Origin of the sequence: Sphingomonas humi (assembly GCF_039536725.1) — a bacterium.
Classification (GTDB): Bacteria; Pseudomonadota; Alphaproteobacteria; order Sphingomonadales; family Sphingomonadaceae; genus Sphingomicrobium; species Sphingomicrobium humi.
In genome coordinates this window covers 1,435,396-1,451,395 of the sequence record NZ_BAAAZD010000001.1, presented here as the reverse complement: position 1 = coordinate 1,451,395, position 16,000 = coordinate 1,435,396, and the positions used below count along the sequence as shown (strand labels likewise).

The 16,000-nt window shown below is 59.6% G+C and carries 14 protein-coding genes; 6 read left to right on the top strand and 8 right to left on the bottom strand.

The features are described 5' to 3' along the window. The first annotated feature begins 18 nt into the window (after window positions 1-18). Window positions 19-279, top strand: a complete 261-nt coding sequence (locus ABD729_RS07225; protein WP_168068274.1) for a DksA/TraR family C4-type zinc finger protein — start codon at window positions 19-21, stop codon at window positions 277-279. Window positions 280-476: 197 nt separating this feature from the next. On the opposite strand, the gene ABD729_RS07220 is transcribed toward ABD729_RS07225, so the two are convergent. Continuing rightward, on the bottom strand, window positions 477-770 hold the full coding sequence (locus ABD729_RS07220; RefSeq protein ID WP_344709481.1) for a putative quinol monooxygenase: 294 nt from the start codon (window positions 768-770) through the stop codon (window positions 477-479). A 490-nt stretch (window positions 771-1,260) separates the two neighbouring features. On the opposite strand from ABD729_RS07220, the gene ABD729_RS07215 reads away from it, so the two are divergent. Continuing rightward, on the top strand, window positions 1,261-3,804 hold the full coding sequence (locus ABD729_RS07215; protein WP_344709480.1) for an ATP-binding protein: 2,544 nt from the start codon (window positions 1,261-1,263) through the stop codon (window positions 3,802-3,804). A gap of 244 nt (window positions 3,805-4,048) precedes the next feature. After that, window positions 4,049-4,681: a tyrosine-type recombinase/integrase gene (locus tag ABD729_RS07210; protein WP_344709479.1), complete on the top strand. Its 633-nt coding sequence runs from the start codon at window positions 4,049-4,051 to the stop codon at window positions 4,679-4,681. Between the two features lie 286 nt (window positions 4,682-4,967). Here the strand turns inward: ABD729_RS07210 and ABD729_RS07205 are convergent, their stop codons facing one another. The 5 genes from ABD729_RS07205 to ABD729_RS13855 form a co-directional block, all read right to left on the bottom strand. Further along, on the bottom strand, window positions 4,968-5,237 hold the full coding sequence (locus tag ABD729_RS07205) for a DksA/TraR family C4-type zinc finger protein (protein WP_344709478.1): 270 nt from the start codon (window positions 5,235-5,237) through the stop codon (window positions 4,968-4,970). A gap of 75 nt (window positions 5,238-5,312) precedes the next feature. After that, window positions 5,313-6,032: a nuclear transport factor 2 family protein gene (locus tag ABD729_RS07200; RefSeq protein WP_344709477.1), complete on the bottom strand. Its 720-nt coding sequence runs from the start codon at window positions 6,030-6,032 to the stop codon at window positions 5,313-5,315. Window positions 6,033-6,146: 114 nt separating this feature from the next. Then, window positions 6,147-6,569, bottom strand: coding sequence for a hypothetical protein (locus ABD729_RS07195; protein WP_344709476.1), 423 nt, complete (start codon window positions 6,567-6,569; stop codon window positions 6,147-6,149). Between the two features lie 263 nt (window positions 6,570-6,832). Further along, window positions 6,833-8,659 (bottom strand): PAS domain-containing sensor histidine kinase, encoded by a 1,827-nt coding sequence (locus ABD729_RS07190; protein WP_344709475.1) that lies wholly within the window; start codon window positions 8,657-8,659, stop codon window positions 6,833-6,835. A 646-nt stretch (window positions 8,660-9,305) separates the two neighbouring features. Continuing rightward, window positions 9,306-9,677 carry a thermonuclease family protein gene (locus ABD729_RS13855; protein WP_425564858.1) on the bottom strand — a complete coding sequence of 124 codons (372 nt, stop codon included), beginning with the start codon at window positions 9,675-9,677 and terminating at the stop codon, window positions 9,306-9,308. A gap of 1,122 nt (window positions 9,678-10,799) precedes the next feature. On the opposite strand from ABD729_RS13855, the gene ABD729_RS07185 reads away from it, so the two are divergent. Beyond that, window positions 10,800-11,555 (top strand): tyrosine-type recombinase/integrase, encoded by a 756-nt coding sequence (locus ABD729_RS07185; RefSeq protein ID WP_344709651.1) that lies wholly within the window; start codon window positions 10,800-10,802, stop codon window positions 11,553-11,555. Window positions 11,556-11,752: 197 nt separating this feature from the next. Here the strand turns inward: ABD729_RS07185 and ABD729_RS07180 are convergent, their stop codons facing one another. Then, window positions 11,753-12,181, bottom strand: coding sequence for a response regulator (locus ABD729_RS07180; RefSeq protein WP_344709474.1), 429 nt, complete (start codon window positions 12,179-12,181; stop codon window positions 11,753-11,755). Between the two features lie 439 nt (window positions 12,182-12,620). Next, the gene (locus ABD729_RS07175; protein ID WP_344709473.1) at window positions 12,621-13,004 is read right to left on the bottom strand and encodes a TMEM175 family protein; all 384 of its coding nucleotides are present in this window, start codon (window positions 13,002-13,004) and stop codon (window positions 12,621-12,623) included. 688 nt (window positions 13,005-13,692) lie between these two features. Here ABD729_RS07175 and ABD729_RS07170 point away from each other — a divergent pair. After that, on the top strand, window positions 13,693-14,094 hold the full coding sequence (locus ABD729_RS07170; protein WP_344709472.1) for a hypothetical protein: 402 nt from the start codon (window positions 13,693-13,695) through the stop codon (window positions 14,092-14,094). Between the two features lie 1,072 nt (window positions 14,095-15,166). Beyond that, window positions 15,167-15,526: a PilZ domain-containing protein gene (locus ABD729_RS13850; protein ID WP_425564857.1), complete on the top strand. Its 360-nt coding sequence runs from the start codon at window positions 15,167-15,169 to the stop codon at window positions 15,524-15,526. Window positions 15,527-16,000 lie beyond the last annotated feature (474 nt).

Below are 16,000 nucleotides of genomic sequence, written 5' to 3'. Positions count from 1 at the left end.
TTGAGGAAGGAGAGGCGCATGGCCGGCGGTTGGACGCGCGATGGCGCGGTTCAGGATCAGATTGATGATACAGTAGCGGACGCGGTGCTGGCCGCTCGGGCAAGCATGCCCAGTGGCGAGAGTGAGCCGTTCTGTACTGTGTGCGGAGATGACATCCCCATGGGTCGCCGCCGAGCAATGCCGGGAGTCCGCACCTGCGTGACATGCCAGAACGGTCGCGATCGACCATTGGCGTCAGCGTTCAATCGACGCGGCAGCAAGGACAGTCAGCTGCGTTGACACCTTTGTCTCTGCGAGGTTTCTCGTTTTCTAGACGTTCAAGGCGATTGTGGGGAACTGCTCTCCAAAAGCAGCTCCTCACTCATCACTCAGGCGGATGGCTGCTACGGCCGCCGATACCGGTGGTCGCGAACCAGCTTTCTTGATTCAAAATTGCCATTCATCACGGCGCTGATCGAGATGGTGCTCAGCAGCCCTTACTTCGCTGCCAAGAGCGTAAGTCTATGGATCTGCGGGGGCTCGACGAAGAGTTCTTCCGCCTTCTCCATCAACGCCGCAGCAACCTTGCCATCCAGATGGGTCAGCCGATCTCCCTCGGTATCGAATGTGTCGAAGATCGCGTATTCGCCATCGCCTTCTTGGATCGCATACCAAGTCAAGGTCCCAGGTTCGGCTTCAACTAGGGGTAGCGCGGAAGTGAGAAAGGCGGCGACATCGCTTTCCTTACCGGGTTTGGCCTTCAACGGCACGTACAGCGCAAGTTTCGGCATCTTTGACTCCTCGATAGAAACGACCAACTCCCGGCCGGTTACATAACGAGCGAGCGGGTGAGAACGATGCGTCCGCAATAGCGGACCACTACTCGCTCAATTAAATAGACCCTCGGGCTTTACAGCCGAAGGTCCGGAGTTCGAGCCCCTCGGAGCGAGGCTAACCTCAATATCTGGACTTCGACTAACGCTCGAGGCGAATGCCGCCTTTCCAAGGCTCATCATCAACGAACCAGCCATCGGCTATCGATTTAGGATCTGATTCACCCAGCGGCCGCTTACCGGGTGAAGCGTCGGATCCCTATATGCCAGGAACGGGCGCAAGCGAGTCGTCACGCTCCGCATGAACGAGCGTCCGCTATCCGCCTCAGTTCACCCGAAAGCAGCCGGTCGGCTAACCACCACCAGCCGACCCTTAGCAGGCCAGGCTAAACAGGGTCGCTTTTTGCACAGGCCTTCCACCAACCCTCGATAGGTTGTAGTCGAAATTGTGATCTCGTCCGGTGAAATGTCTGCAGCCTCGTCGCACAGTGCAGACCAGCTTGGTCAAAGACCAAGTGAAACGATGCTGACTTCGTTTGACTGGTCGGGTTTCCCACTGGGCTCGCCAGACCACTGGCCGAGCGCACTAAAAGTAGCCTTATCGCTCTGCGTCGGATCCAGCTTTCCCACGGCGATCTACTGCACTCGAGAACTCCGCCTAATCTACAATGACGCCTGGGCCCCGATTGCCGGCGAACGCCATCCATGGGCATTCGGCCGTCCTGGCGCCGAAGTCTGGGCCGATATCTGGCCCGTCGTCGGCCCTCAATTCGACGAGGTCTGGCGCACAGGTCAGGGCTTCGCGACGTTCGACCAGTTGCTCCCCATGCGCCGTGGCGGAGAGGTGCAGGAGACGTACTGGAACTACAGCTTCACCCCGATCCGCGACGAGGACGGCGAGATCGTCGGAATTCTTAATCAGGGCAATGAGACGACCGCCCGTGTGATGGGTGAACGAGCCCAGTCCTTTCGCCTCAACCTAGAACAGTCTCTTAGGACCCTCGACGATCCGGTCAGCGTGATGCGCATAGCAGCGGAGCAACTCGGGGCGACCATCGGTGTCGGCCGGGCCGGCTACGGCGAGATCGACGCCGAAGGCGAAATCATTCGCGTATCGCGCGACTGGACAAGAACAATGCCCAGCCTTGCTGGCGAAGCTCGCCTCCTCGACGGGTTTGGAGAAGCGATCGCGACCGAATTGCGCGCCGGTAGAACCCTTGTGGTCAACGACAGCGATTTTGATCCGCGCGTAACTGGGACCGGAGTGGCCGAAGCTTGGGCCAGTATGGTCCCTCGCGCGATCATCGCGGTGCCCCTCGTCAAGGAAGGTCGGCTCGTTGCCTTCCTCTACGCGCATGAGAGCAAGCCGCGGCAATGGAAAGCGACCGAGGTCGCGCTGATGCAGGATGCGGCCGAGCGCACCTGGGCAGCCGTCGAACGCGCCCGGGCCGAGCAGGCGCTGCATGAGTTGAACGAGACCCTAGAGGCGCAGGTCGAAGCCCGGTCTGCCGAACGAGACCGGCTCTGGAACCTGTCGCAGGATATGCTCGCGCGGGCGGACTTTACCGGCATGATGTCGGCTGTCAGCCCGGCCTGGACGCAGTTGCTCGGGTGGACCGAAGCTGAATTGCTTAGCCGTGGCTACGCAAGCTTCATGCATCCCGACGACATGCCGCCGACCCTTGCGGCGATCGAGGGGATGAGTGCGACCCGCCAGCCGGCGCGCTTCCAGAACCGGATTGCCACGGCCGACGGCGGATGGAAGCCGATCGAGTGGACGGTTGCCCCCGAAGCCGATGGGCGGAATTTCATCGCCGTCGGTCGTGACCTCAGCGATGCCAAGAAGCAGGAGGCCGAGCTCGCCGCCGCGCAGGAAGCGTTGCGGCAAAGCCAGAAGATGGAGGCGATGGGCAGCCTCACTGGCGGCGTGGCGCACGATTTCAACAATCTGCTGACCCCGATCATCGGCTCGCTCGACATGTTGGTGCGCAAGGGCATCGGCAGCGACCGCGAGCGCCGGCTGATCGATGGCGCCCTCCAGTCGGCCGAGCGCGCCAAGACACTTGTACAACGCTTGCTCGCGTTCGCCCGTCGGCAACCACTGCAATCAACTGCGGTGGATACCGCCACACTCATCAGGGGCATGGCGGACTTGATCGCCTCGACCGTCGGGCCGACCATCGACCTCAGCCTCGACGTGGACCCTGCGCTTCCCCCAGCCATCGCCGATGCCAACCAGCTCGAGATGGCGCTGCTGAATCTTGCGGTAAATGCGCGTGACGCGATGCCAAAGGGCGGGCAGCTCACCATCGCGGCGCGAAGCGAGCGCATTTCGGCACGGCATCCGGCCGGTATCGCGCGCGGCGACTATGTCCGGCTGAGCGTAAGCGACACGGGCGCCGGAATGGATGAGACGACGCTGCGGCGGGCGGTGGAGCCTTTCTTCTCGACCAAGGGCATCGGGAAAGGAACGGGCCTTGGACTTTCCATGGTGCACGGCCTTGCCGCGCAGCTCGGCGGCGGGCTGACCATCGACAGCGCTCCGAACCAGGGGACCAATGTCACCCTCTGGCTTCCTCTCAGCGCCAAGCCTGCGACCGGACAGGTGCCGTCGTCGAGACCGAGCCAGACACCGTTGACGCGCGGCACCGTGCTTTTGGTCGACGACGAGGATCTGGTGCGGATGAGCACTGCCGACATGCTCATCGAACTCGGGTTCGACGTCGTCGAAGCGACCTCGGGCGATGAAGCGCTAAAGCTGCTCGACGCCGGGCAGGCCCCCGACCTTCTCGTTACCGATCACCTCATGCCAGGGCTTAGCGGCGCCGACCTTGCGAGCTTGGCTCGAGCGCGGATCCCCGCATTACCAGTACTGATCGTCTCGGGATATGCGGAAGTCGACGGCATCTCGCCCGACCTCCCCCGCCTGACGAAACCTTTCCGCAACGCTGATCTTGCGGCGCAGTTGGCTGAAATCCTGCCGGTCATATGAAACGAAATTGCATGAACGCATCAGTGTCAGTCTGATCGCTATACGTTCCATGAAAGGACGATTTTGTGTGCAGCGGATTGCAGGTGCAGTGACCGCTTCGAGGCACCTAGCCGTCATCTTGATCCGCCTGAACGAACGGCAGTTAATCAGCCTTCTCACCGCAAAGCCGTCGGTCTGCTTCCCACCATCACAAGCCCATTCGCTCGTTTTCTCCTTGGCCGCTGTTGGCCTGAGGAGATGAAGCATGGGACATGCAATCTACGATCCCGGTCAGGACGACCGCCCCGCGTGGAATGTTGGCCGTAAGCTCGGTGCGAAGCGCCCGCTTCTACCCAAGCAGGTCTGGGCGGTGCGCTTCTTCCTAGAGCAGGAGCAACGACTTCGCGATCGCGCGCTCTTCGACCTTGCGATCGACAGCAAGCTCCGCGGATGCGACCTCGTGAAGATCAAGATTGATGAGGTGGTCAGTGGAGCCCGCATCCGCCAGCGAGCTATCATCGTCCAGAAAAAGACCGGCCGTCCGGTGCAATTCGAGCTTCTGGAGCCCGCCCGCACAAGCTTGCTTCAATGGCTCGAACGGCGCGGTGGTTCGCTTGAAGAGTATGTCTTTCCCAGCCGCGTCGATCGGCTCGCTCACATCAGCACCCGACAATACGCTCGCCTGGTTGACGAGTGGGTTACTGCGATTGGCCTGCGCCGCGAGGACTATGGCACTCATTCGCTCAGGCGCACGAAGGCAGCCCTGATCTACAAGCAAACAGGCAATCTGCGGGCCGTGCAGATCCTACTCGGCCACACAAAAATCGAGACGACGGTTCGATACCTTGGCGTTGAGGTGGAAGATGCCTTGGCGTTGGCTGAAGCAACCGAAATCTGACGATGGGATGGTGGGCTCGGTAGCCAGCCCACCATTTCCGCGGATCGAACCGTCGCCGAGACTCGATGGAGAGCGAGCCGTTGCAGCAGGATCAAGGCTGCTTCCGGCCGGTTATCCAGCAGAATACAATTTTTGCTAAATTGCATGATAACCCTGCAGAAAACTGCAAATTCTAAAGTCTGAATCTGGCCGGAAGCGGATGGTCTGCTTTTGATGCGCAGATCTAGAAAGCAGACACAGCTAGCTTCCTGCGATGGCCAGTATCACACCCTGAGCCGATATGGGCTTACTTCAGTTGACTGTCCTTGCTGCCCCTGCGGTTGATGCCGGCAGCGGCGGTGCGCCTATCGCGGCTTGACTGGCAATCGACGCAGGTGCGGGCTCCAGGCATCACGCGGCGGCGGCGTTCGGGAATTTCCTCGCCGCATACTACGCAATGGGTCTCGCCTTCGCCCTCGCCGGCGGCGAGGCGCGCCCGCGCCGCTAGCACCGCGTCCTTCACTGTGTCGTCAATCTGATCCTGTACCGCGCCGTCGCGCGTCCATCCGCCGGCCATAAGGAACTCCTACTCTGGCGAATGGGATAAACCACCAATGTCTGCTTTCGACCCAAAGCGGACAAGTGATGATGGCTAAGCTCGCTGGAGCTTGATGAGTCCTGTTGCGTTCTGCACGACCACATAACGGAAGGCTTCGCCTGTCTCTCCGATGAAAAGCCAACGCACATTGCTGGTTGGGTCTACGAGTGTGGTGTCCGAAACCGCCACGAACTCGATCGGTGCGGCTCTGGGGTATGTGACGACGTAACGGCCCCCGCGCCGCGCAACCTTCAACAGACCCCCATTAGGGCCGCGATACTCGCCGACGAACCGTTCTTGCGCTTGCTCACTAAGTTTGATCTCGACAACTTCTGGCGGCAAGCGAGTCCAATGAGAGGCGGCCACCCGCCACGTTCCGGCTTGCTTCACGAACGTGTCGGTGGCGCGGAGCAGTATCTCATGGTTGCCAGGCTGACGCTCTCGCACTTTGGCGGTGGCTACCGCAGTGGCGCTATACAGGACGACTTGCTGATCTTCGAAGACGAGTTCGGCCTTTTCCCGTTCCGTCCCGTAATGCGATACGGCGTTGGACCGGTCGAGGATGACGCCCGCCGTATTCGTAAGAACGAACTTATCGCTGACTAGACGCCGAACGGTCGGCTCGTCGCCGTCGGTATAGGCCTTCTGCCAAACCCTCTGAAGGCTTGCTATCTTTACTTCCTCCCGGCCGACACGCCCGGGTGGATCGGCTCTGCTGCCCGCTGGCAGCGTGATGAGTAACAGGACGTATAAGGAAGCTACCACCCGTCGCATAACAGCCCTCCAAGTGAGCGGTATCGCGCATCTTCACGGGAGAGCCAACGTCCGCTTTCCACCCATTGCGGACCGGCCGGAGTGGTGTGCGGTCATATTTTTGGAGCGGGTGCTCTAATTGTAGACGGTCAAGACGATAACCATCATGGCTCCGAAAAAACCGACGGCGGCAGTGATCCAGCCGATTTGCCTCGACCGCAGCCAGCCACAGCATCCGAGGCTCCCCAGCAAGGCAAGCGTTCCGACCATGAAGCCAAGGAGCATCGACATCTGAATGCGGGCACGGGGGAAGTCACTCACGAACGATGGGGCGTTCGGGTGATAGATGGCAATTTGCACTGTAGAGGCGATGACCGAAATAATGAATGCGACAGCAGCGACGACGGCCAGTGTGATCGTAACCGTTAACAGATGCCCTTCACGCTTGATCGTTAGCAGCGTCGCTAAAAAGGTGGCCGCGAACCCGCCGAGGAAAGCACTCAAAGATCCTATCTGTGACGCCAGCGTCGATATGTATGCAGGTGCAAGCAGTTCCACTTCGTGGAACAACCATGAACGCACTCCAAAGGCAACCGCACGCAGTCTCTGCCACATCTAACTCGCTGGTTCTCAATGTCCGCTTTCCACCCAAAGCAGACATTCAGCACTACGCCTGCCTCAGTGGCCGGCTGTGGTGGAAAGCGGAACGACCGCTTTCAAGTGCTGCTAGGCGGAAAGAAGACGTTCCCTCGTGCGGAGCTGGAACTGAGGCAAGTGGTCGCCAGCGCTACCAACCGGAGTGCAAGGATTTCTTAGCCGAACTAGAGTCTTTGGGGCGGCGGATCCTTGAACGGCGCCCTTACGTGGCAAACCAAGCCGCTTTCGAGAAAATCGAGTTCGACATCGCCTCCAAGATCCGTTGCCAAGACGCGCTTGAGCATCCGTGTCCCAAAGCCGGTCCGATCCGGCTTCACTACTGCCGGCCCACCTGCTTCCGTCCAGACGAGCGTGATCCAGTCATTGACCAATTGCCATTCAACGCTGACCTGGCCGCTGGCCGACAGAGCACCATACTTTTGCGCGTTTGTAGCTAGCTCGTGAAGCGCCAGCGTTAGGCTAACCGCGAAAGCCGGCGCGACGCGCAGTGCCGGACCGTCGATGATGCACCGCTGCCCCGAGCAGAACGGCCTGAGCGCCTGCTCGACTAGGTCGCGCAAATCGACGGTACCCCAGTTCTCGCGGGTTAGAAGATTGTGCGCAGTGGCAAGTGCGCTCAGTCGCCCCTCGTAGACTTTGATAGCCTGCTCAGGTTGCGGTGTTCCCTTGAATGTCTGGTATGCAAGGCTTTGCACCACTGCCAACGTGTTCTTTACGCGGTGGTTAAGCTCAGCGATCAGCAGCTCTTGGTGACGCTCCCAGCGTTTTCGTTCGGTCACGTCACGGCCGACCACGTGAAGCCCCATCGGTCGTCCTGCCTCATCAAAGGTCAGACCGGAGTTGATCTCCCAATACAGGGGCTGGCCGGATGCGCCGCGTACCCGCACATCGTATCGGGTCGTGCCGCCAGCTTCGAGTTTCTGCCGGAGCATCGACGTGGTCCGCTGATAATCTTCGATCGAGATAAACTCCGAAATCTTGCGGCCGATCGCCAGCTCGCGAGCTATGCCGACCGCCTCGGCCGCCGCCGGATTACAATCGGTTATGACCTGCTCGAGATCAGCCGTCAGAATAAGGTCGCTAGCTTGCTCGAAGACGCGGCGGTAACGTTCCTCGCTCGCGCTCGCCTGCGCTTCGGCACGGGCCCGCGCTACCTCGGCCCAGGTCCGCTCGGCCACGTCCTGCACCAGAAGCGAATCAAGTTCGGACCAGCTCCGGGGCTCGGCGGTATGAACGTAGAGCGCCGCGACTAGCCGGCCTCCGCGCACCAATGAGGCAGTGATAGCCGCTCGAGTCTCGATGGCGTCGAAGGCAGCAACGAAGGCGGGCGCGGATGTCCGGGGGTCCGTAGCGACGTCTCTCACCACAAGCGGTTCGCCGCGTCTCAGAGCCTCGTGGATCTCTGGCCCAAAGCCCGCAAGGTCGTGAGTGCCGTGACGCCCCGGGACACCGTTGGTCCAATTATCGAGGGTGGTGAAATAGCGCCCGCTTGCCTCGACATCTCCATATCCGACGCGGTTCGCTTCCAGGACCTCACCAAGCCGTTGCTGGGCGGCTGCAATGATTTCGCGCGGCTCATCGAGGGAACGCAAAGCGTCGCTGAGCTGCAGAAGGAAATTATTGCGGCGCTCAAGTAGGACCCGCTTAGTGGTCTCCATACAGACACAGAGAGCGCCGGGAACCTGGCCCTCTTCGTCGATGACGGGGCTGTAGGAAAAGGTGAACCATGCGTGTTCCAGCAGGCCGTGGCGTCGAAGCCGTACGGGCAGGTCCTCAAAGTAGCTTTCTTGCCCGCCGGCGGCCGCATCAATGATTGGTTCGACCGTCGCCCTGACGTCGGGCCAGACTTCGAAGAACGGGCGGCCCATCGCCGAAGGGTGCAGGTCGCCCAGAATCCTGACGTACGCGTCATTGTAGATGAGTGTGCGTTCGCCGCCCCAAACAAGGAACATCGGGAAGGGCGAGTTCAGAACGACTTGCACGACGTTCACCAGCGCAGCCGGCCAGCTGCCGCGAGGTCCGACTGGAGTCTTTCCCCAATCTAGATTGTTCAGGAGTTCACGAGTGGGAGAAGACGCGGACATCTGCACATCATGGCGCAGAACGGGAGTCACTCACAAGGAGCGACGAGCAAACACAGGTTGCTGCCGGCGAGATCACCCGAGGCAGCACTGTTGAACCTAGTTAGGGCCGTTGAGGCGACCGGCAGGAAACCCGATAATTGCTCAGTCGTGACTCCACTCGTGGGCGCGCGTCGCCAGTCCGCGGCCTCTCTTGCTCAGAGCCGGTATGAGCCATCGTCTGGCCGTGGTGGGAAGCGGAAGGGCAGCTTTCGGGCGGCGATTGGCGAAGTGGACATTCGTTCAGTCGCGCCGCGCCGGCAGCATTGCGCCCGTTACGGACGGTCATGGCGGCCGAGCGACCGCCAAAAAGCGGTCGTCCGTTCAGCTATGGCAATTTCCTCCTATGAGTGAGCAGCAACCCATGCTGCGAAAGCGAGGGTCAGCGGGACAGCGACGATAGCGAGCTTGTCGAGCAGCCTTTGCTTTCTCTTCCTTCGCGCCTTCTTGCGGCTCTCAACCAATCCAGCCCTCCAAGGTGGCAGCCAGCGTGACGGAGTGGTCAGTCCGGTGCCGCTTAAGTGCGGCAGGCTCGTGCTACCCTTCGGTCGTTGTCGTAACGCTGAATGTAGCGGACGCCTGCGATGCGGAGCATTCGGCAGTTCAGATTGACCCGGCCTGCGAAGGCCATGCCCAAGAGGCGTCCATACCGGTCTCTGCCTACCGGTTCGATCCGAACGGGGCCTAACCGCAGCGCTGAGCGCATAGCTTCCTTTGCCACGCGTGCCTGCCGATCGCTGCAAACGTGATCCCCGAACCTCTGCCGGCACGGTCTCGAGTTGGTCGGGTCGGGTGCATCGATCCCGAGCAAGCGCACCTCGCCCAAATTACGACAGCGTATCCCATCACCGTCGATCACCGTGGCAGCGAGGCAAAACAGCAAAGACATGCCCCCAGGTCTAAAGGGGTAAGTGGTGACCGGAAAGCGGGCCGAGCGCTGGTCTGCTCCGGGGACCATCTATCTGCACGGTCAGGCTCAGCGGTGTCGCCGTCGTGATCCGCCTTTCTCCGAGAGGCAGCCGCAGAAGCTAATGTCTGCTTTCGACCCATTGCGGACATTCACATCGAAACACTTGAGGTATTCTCATCACTGATGTGAAACCATTGGCTCATAACGATGAGGCGTCCGTTGAGATGTCGGGAAGCATGATTGACCAGAGACGAGGAAGATGAGGCGATTGTCGCCGTAGCGCTGCTCACTCGCAGCGAGCTGACTTCGTTGGGGCCCGCCTTCGCAAGAGCATGGCCAGTCGAGATGACCCCGTGTTTCGGGGAGCTGATAGCAGCTATCGATGATGCCGATCGTGAGTACTGGCGAACAAGGGACCCTTCTGCGGTAGAATAAGGCCGTACCCCTAGTAAATCACTGGTCGTAGCCAGTTAATTGAGATGAGTTAACGACGCGACTTGATTGAGCGTCGATCGCCAGCGGTCCGTTCTCAGTGTATTGGCGGCAATAACCAGACGCGTGAGAGGTAGTTCGGCCTTGGCATTGCACGAATGCAAGGCTAAGAGTGCCGACACTGGACGATGACTACCGCAAGCTTCCGTCCCGCTGAGAGACTCCCCGCGCTCCCGCTTGCAACAGAGGAGCGGCTATGGACCGCGAGTACTGCCTTCGTCGCCATCAGGAAGAGGTAGAGAAGGCAGCAGCAGCCGTAAATGAGGCAGCTGCCGCAGCACATGAACGACTAGCTCAAGCCTTCAAGGAAGCGGCTGAGCGGCCTGAGGCAACCAATGTTGTGTCTTTTCCTGCGCCAGATCGAATCTGAGACTCGACCAATAAGCTGCCACGGTTCTGTTGCTAAGTAGGTGCTACCGATCGTCCGCTGTCCACCCATATCGGACACTCGCGACGCTCTGACCGTAGCTCCTTTAGCAATCGCTGGAGGCTCACATGCTCAACCTGTCACTACCACTGCCTGCTCGGCCGGCTCCCAGCCGTAAGGCCACTGGCGCTAAACTGGCGCTCAAGCCGGTGCATGTTTAGGGCATCCGCATTCGCTTGCAGGTGGCATTGAAGGCGAGAGACCTGGCACTGTTCGACTTGGCACTCGATAGCAAACTGCGCGGCTGTGACTTGGTGGCTTTAAAGGTCTCCGACCTCGTTTCGGCCTCTGGCGTGCGATCCCGCGTGATGATCCTTCAGCGCAAAACCGGCCGACCTGTTCAGTTCGAGGTGACGGAACAAGTTCGACGCTCGATCGCAGCTTGGCTCACGCATAAGCGGCAGGCGCACGGTGACTGGCTCTTTCCCAGCCGCAGCAAGGCTGGCGCTCATCTGAGCACGCGGCAGTATGCTCGGCTGGTGGACAAGTGGGTAGCTTTAATCGGCCTCGATCCGGCTGCCTATGGCACTCATAGTATGCGCCGCACGAAAGTGTCCTTGCTCTACAAGAAGACCGGCAACCTTCGCGCCTGCCAGCTCCTGCTTGGCCACACCAAGCTGGAGAGCACTGTGCGATACTTGGGCGTCGAGGTAGATGATGCGCTGGAGCTGTCCGAAAGCCTCGAACTGAAGCTCGGTCAAGGAAGCCTCTTGCACGATCGTACCCCGTTTGTTCTTCAGCCTGCATGCGCCGACTCGGACCTGCTCAGCTCGAAGCTCTGGCGTTGGATGCGGTCGAGGAGGCCGCCGCCGCCTCCCACGTCACCCCTGTTGAGCGTACTAGAGGCTTGGCGCTTGCCCTTGCTTGGCTTCTGCATTGCAGCCGGCCGGATCAAGACCTGCCTCGCTGGCCATTTGAGAGCTTCTGGGAGGCTTTAGGCTGCGAAAGGGAGTACGACCGTTGGTCGGGCGTAAATGCGGCTGTGAACGCGATCTACGGCGCTCTGAAGGTCAGACGCGATCTCGACCGTATCAGCCGCCACGAAGCCCGAGCGAACCAGCGGCGGTCACGGACCGATGCCCCGCGAGCAACTCAGCGGGCGAACGTCTGATATGGGTGGAAAGCGGGCGCGCGCCTACTGTGGCGTGGCAGAGTTCAGGAGTGTTGAAATGGCCGTTATGACCTGCGCGAACGCGAACGGCTTCTGGAGCATCACGCTTTGCGGGACGCCCTTGCTCGTATGTTCGTGAGCACTGTCTCCGGACATGTAGACGACAGGCACATCGGGGATGAGTTCTCGGGCGTGGCGCGCGACTTCCCAGCCATCAACCTCGCTGTCAAGACGAATGTCCGTAATGAGGCCACTGAAGTCGGCATGCTCCGCGTCCAGCATTGCTATCGCTTCTTCGCCGCTCATCACCGGCCTTACCGAGAAGCCAGCATCCTCAAGCGCGTCTTGGACTGATACCGAGACAAGGGCCTCGTCCTCAGTCAGGAGGATAAGCAATGATGACTGCACGCGCTGCTCCGCAAGGCTATGAGTAGGAGCCCTCGCGAGGGTCACCTTGCGCGAGCAAAGCCAAGAAAAGCGGGCGTTAGAACTCTGCTACCAGACCTTCGCGTGCCAAGCTAGCTAATGTCCGCAATGGGTCGAAAGCAGACACTCGCTCATCCTAGAAAACGCTGAAAGTTGCAGGAAGGCGACGATCTGCTTCACACCTCCTCAGATGCAAAGCTGAGCTCGCCAACTACTTCATCAGACCGGTTTTAGCGGGGGCGTTCCCAACTGTGTCGCCAGGCGAACAAGCCAATTGTCAGGGGCAAGGTGGTGTAGGCCATAGCAGCCCAAACACCATATCGAGTAAACGAAACAGCAAGGGACACCGCTCCGGTATCAGCGAGTGTCGACCAGGTTCCCCGCTCTCCAACAGCCTTAGACTTGATTGTTCCCGTTAGCAGCTCACGCAGAACGTCGTGGAACAAGGCCGCCATGATGGTGGCCATCAAAGCGAAACCGCTGCCATAAATTGCGAAAAGAGCTGGTAAGCTCCCTCTGAAGCCAAGCCCCCGCCTGAGATCCCGACGCTTGTGACCGCCGCCATGCTTCGCAGCGGCTGAACGTGGATGAGCACGAGGAAGACGAGCAACAACGTCAGTGCCAAGGATCTACGATCTCCTGAACCCCTGAGCTTCCGCCAGCGAACATGCCCGAGCCAGAACAAGGCAATTACGGCGAAAGCGAATGCAAATGCAGGGATGTCGGAAAGGGCGCGCGAAAGTTGCTCGAGGTTCTTTGGTGCTTCGCTCCCCCCGATCACAAAAAGAGTGACGGCGAAGGCGAACTCCGAATCCGTGAACGCATCGATGCGTGCTGTGCTGTCCCCCATGACATCAGGCTACATCTTAAGCGGACTAGGGCAAGGTCGATACTCAAGGCCGGTTTAAGAGGTCCGTAAAGTGCGCAGTGAGTGAGAAGAGAACATCAGTCTAATCGGGTCTGGCACCGTGAACAGCGGGCCTCTGGAAGCGCCCTGAGCCCCATCGTGAGGCAGCCACCGGCCGTTTCTAGAGGCAGGTTCTCCTTGATATAGATTGACTTGTCGCAAGAGGGGCAGCGCTGGGTGTAGGCGAGCGTCCACTGGACGGCGCACATAAGCAGCCCCGTGACAGCGAGAGCCCACCCGCCCCAAGCTCCCCACCAACCTGCAAACAGGCCCAAAATGGCAAGCCAGAAGCCGCCAATTGCCATACCGCTTGCTGCCACGAGACGACTGCGATGCATTCCGTTGTCTTAGCCCGCCGTATCGGCCCCCACCATCCATCCAACCGAATGTCCGCAATGGGTCGAAATCGCACATCGGGAGGCTCGGGGAGATTCAAGCTTGGGCCGCTATGCAATGTGATTCATCTGCGGAGCCAATCTCGTTCAGTTGACATGAACCCAGAAGGGTCTGAGCGTCTGCTTCTGTTCGGGGGATTTGGGGGGGCATTATGCGCAGAAGTGTCAGTGTGACGGTAGCGATGGCGTTGGTGGTCGGAGCTTGCTCGTCCCGGCCTCGTGAATTTCGGCCTTACATGTCGGCAACGCCGTCCACGGTAAACCAGGCCAAGTTCGACGCTGATGTGCGCGAATGCCGGGATTTGCTGGTAGCCGGAAAGCTAGACAGCAGCGGCAAACTGGCTTCGGCCGGAGCCGGGGCAGCGGCCGGCGCAGCCACCGCTGTCGGTGGTGCCGCTTTAGCAAGCAGCGCTGGCTTATATGGCGGCATGGCGGTGGCAAGCGCGACAGTCGCGCTGCTACCCTTTGCGGCAGTAGGCGGTGCCTGGATGATGGCGAAGGCAAAGCGCAGCAAGAAGGAGAAAGCGATTCAGAGGGTCATGGCCGGCTGCCTGACCGATCGCGGCCACACAATCCTTGGTTGGGAAAAAACCGGCAAGAAGATGAAGGTCGATCCGATGAAACGACAAAAGCTGTAGACCTAGAGCGGCCCCCAGCGCCGCTGGAAATCTGCGACGACTTGTCGGCGCGGTAAACCCGCCAACGACGTTTGACGAGGACCTTGCTGCAAGGCTTGTTCACCTGCCCGGTGACGTTGCATTGATCGGCTACACGGCGATCCTGACCTGCGCCCTTGCTTGTGCACTGCGCGGACGACCGTGGCGAATGAACGTCGGACCAATGATCGGAGGGGTTGTGGGCCTGATCGTCTGGCTGAACATGCTCGGTCCGATGCTGTTACCCTGACGTCCGATCCCATTTTTCTTGACGCCGAGCGGCAAACTCGACTGTCCGCAATGGGTCGAAATCTGACGTAAGCGAGGATCAGAAATTGCTCAGCCAACCGTCATGACAATACGCATCTCTCAGCGGCAATCCTCTCCCAATGCGAGGAGAGAGCGCAATGCGGTGGTTCAAACCCTTTGGAATTGCATTCGTGCCAGTGTCGCCGGTTGGATGGTTGCTGACTGCGGCAACTACCGCATTCTGCGCAAACACATTTATGATCATAGACGGTCACTCAAATTCCGTGACTGACACCCTCTACGGCATCTTTCCCTTCTGGGTACCAGCCCTCTTAGCGCTGAGCTGGATCGCAGATCGAACCTGCGGACGAGGATCTGAAAGCGTCTGAAAAGGCATTCTCACCCTTAGGCCTAAGCAGAGTGAAGAGCGGACGGTGCCTCTCTCAATCGTGTTTAGGGTAGCGTCATTTACTTCGCAGCAACTATCCTACGTTATTGACCAGGAAAGTGACTTCGCGTGGTGTGGAGCAGGACCGTGAGCATCGAGGGATTCCAAAGCAGACCGGATCGTCAAGGCAAGCACCTAATAGGCTTTCTGCGGCGTCCTGGTCGTAATGTAGAACCAGCCACTTTTGAGGACGTCTCGGATCAAGGTTGCTCCCTTATGGGCGAGCTCAGTATCGGTGAGCACCTCATTGTCATGCTTCCGAAGATCGGCACTCGTGCTGCGCAGGTTCGCTGGTCCATCGGCGGGCGTGCGGGTCTCCAGTTCACCGAAATGACTAGCGGCTCACGCTGACGGCAAATGGTCCACCGCAAGCTATCCTTCGCTGCGCTTGGTCGTGAGCGGCAAGCTGGACCGTCCTGTTATGCAAAGCGCGACGTTCTCCATTCTCCTGTGGCGCCGAGAGCTAACCGCATCGCAGTCAACTTGCCGGCGGTGATGATTGCCGCGGACGGACATGAGACAAGCGTGATCATAAGGGATCTATCGTCGGCTGGGTTTCGACTTGAGCACCAAGACGACCTGTTTGTGGGCGACCTGATCACGCTGGTCATAGCGAAGGGGGAGCGGGTCGCTGCCACCGTCCAATGGAGCTTAGGCAACGAAGCTGGCGGCAGGTTCGCTTCACCTTCGGAGCTATCCGGCGGAAGGCCTGACTGACATCGAAAAAGGCTTGGTCGACGTCGGATGGTCTAAAAGCTTGACCGCATAACGCGCCCGTTGCTCGATTTCGTTCGATTGATCAATTTTTTGAGCGCTTCGGGGGTTGTCTTCGTATCTATCACACAAAATTTTCGACACCACCGACAGCATGGGCCGCCTGATTCGTAACGTGCTGCTGACGTTCGCACAGTTCGAGCATGAATTGCCGCCTCGAATGCGCGACAAGAGGATGGTGATGAAGCAAAGTGGGCGGTGGGCTGGCGGAAATCCGCCTCTTGGCTTCTGCCTCAGGCGTAGTCGGCTAATTCACGATCCGGCCGAAGTATTGGCAGTCAGCTGCATTTCGAGACGTACGCAAATTAGTAGAGCATCTCAGCCGTGTATAAGGCTCTTATGGCCGGCGAGCACCGTCGCAGCATAGGGCGGCAGGCTGATGGCAGCCGTGTCGGAGGAACACCCATCAGCCTCACT

What these genes read in the sequence shown, in the direction of transcription:
- ABD729_RS07225 (WP_168068274.1), top strand. Translation starts at nt 19, where the DNA reads ATGGCCGGCGGTTGGACGCGCGATGGCGCGGTTCAGGATCAGATTGAT.
- ABD729_RS07220 (WP_344709481.1), bottom strand. Translation starts at nt 770, where the DNA reads ATGCCGAAACTTGCGCTGTACGTGCCGTTGAAGGCCAAACCCGGTAAG.
- ABD729_RS07210 (WP_344709479.1), top strand. Translation starts at nt 4,049, where the DNA reads ATGGGACATGCAATCTACGATCCCGGTCAGGACGACCGCCCCGCGTGG.
- ABD729_RS07205 (WP_344709478.1), bottom strand. Translation starts at nt 5,237, where the DNA reads ATGGCCGGCGGATGGACGCGCGACGGCGCGGTACAGGATCAGATTGAC.
- ABD729_RS07200 (WP_344709477.1), bottom strand. Translation starts at nt 6,032, where the DNA reads ATGCGACGGGTGGTAGCTTCCTTATACGTCCTGTTACTCATCACGCTG.
- ABD729_RS13855 (WP_425564858.1), bottom strand. Translation starts at nt 9,677, where the DNA reads ATGTCTTTGCTGTTTTGCCTCGCTGCCACGGTGATCGACGGTGATGGG.
- ABD729_RS07175 (WP_344709473.1), bottom strand. Translation starts at nt 13,004, where the DNA reads ATGGGGGACAGCACAGCACGCATCGATGCGTTCACGGATTCGGAGTTC.
- ABD729_RS07170 (WP_344709472.1), top strand. Translation starts at nt 13,693, where the DNA reads ATGTCGGCAACGCCGTCCACGGTAAACCAGGCCAAGTTCGACGCTGAT.
- ABD729_RS13850 (WP_425564857.1), top strand. Translation starts at nt 15,167, where the DNA reads ATGGTCCACCGCAAGCTATCCTTCGCTGCGCTTGGTCGTGAGCGGCAA.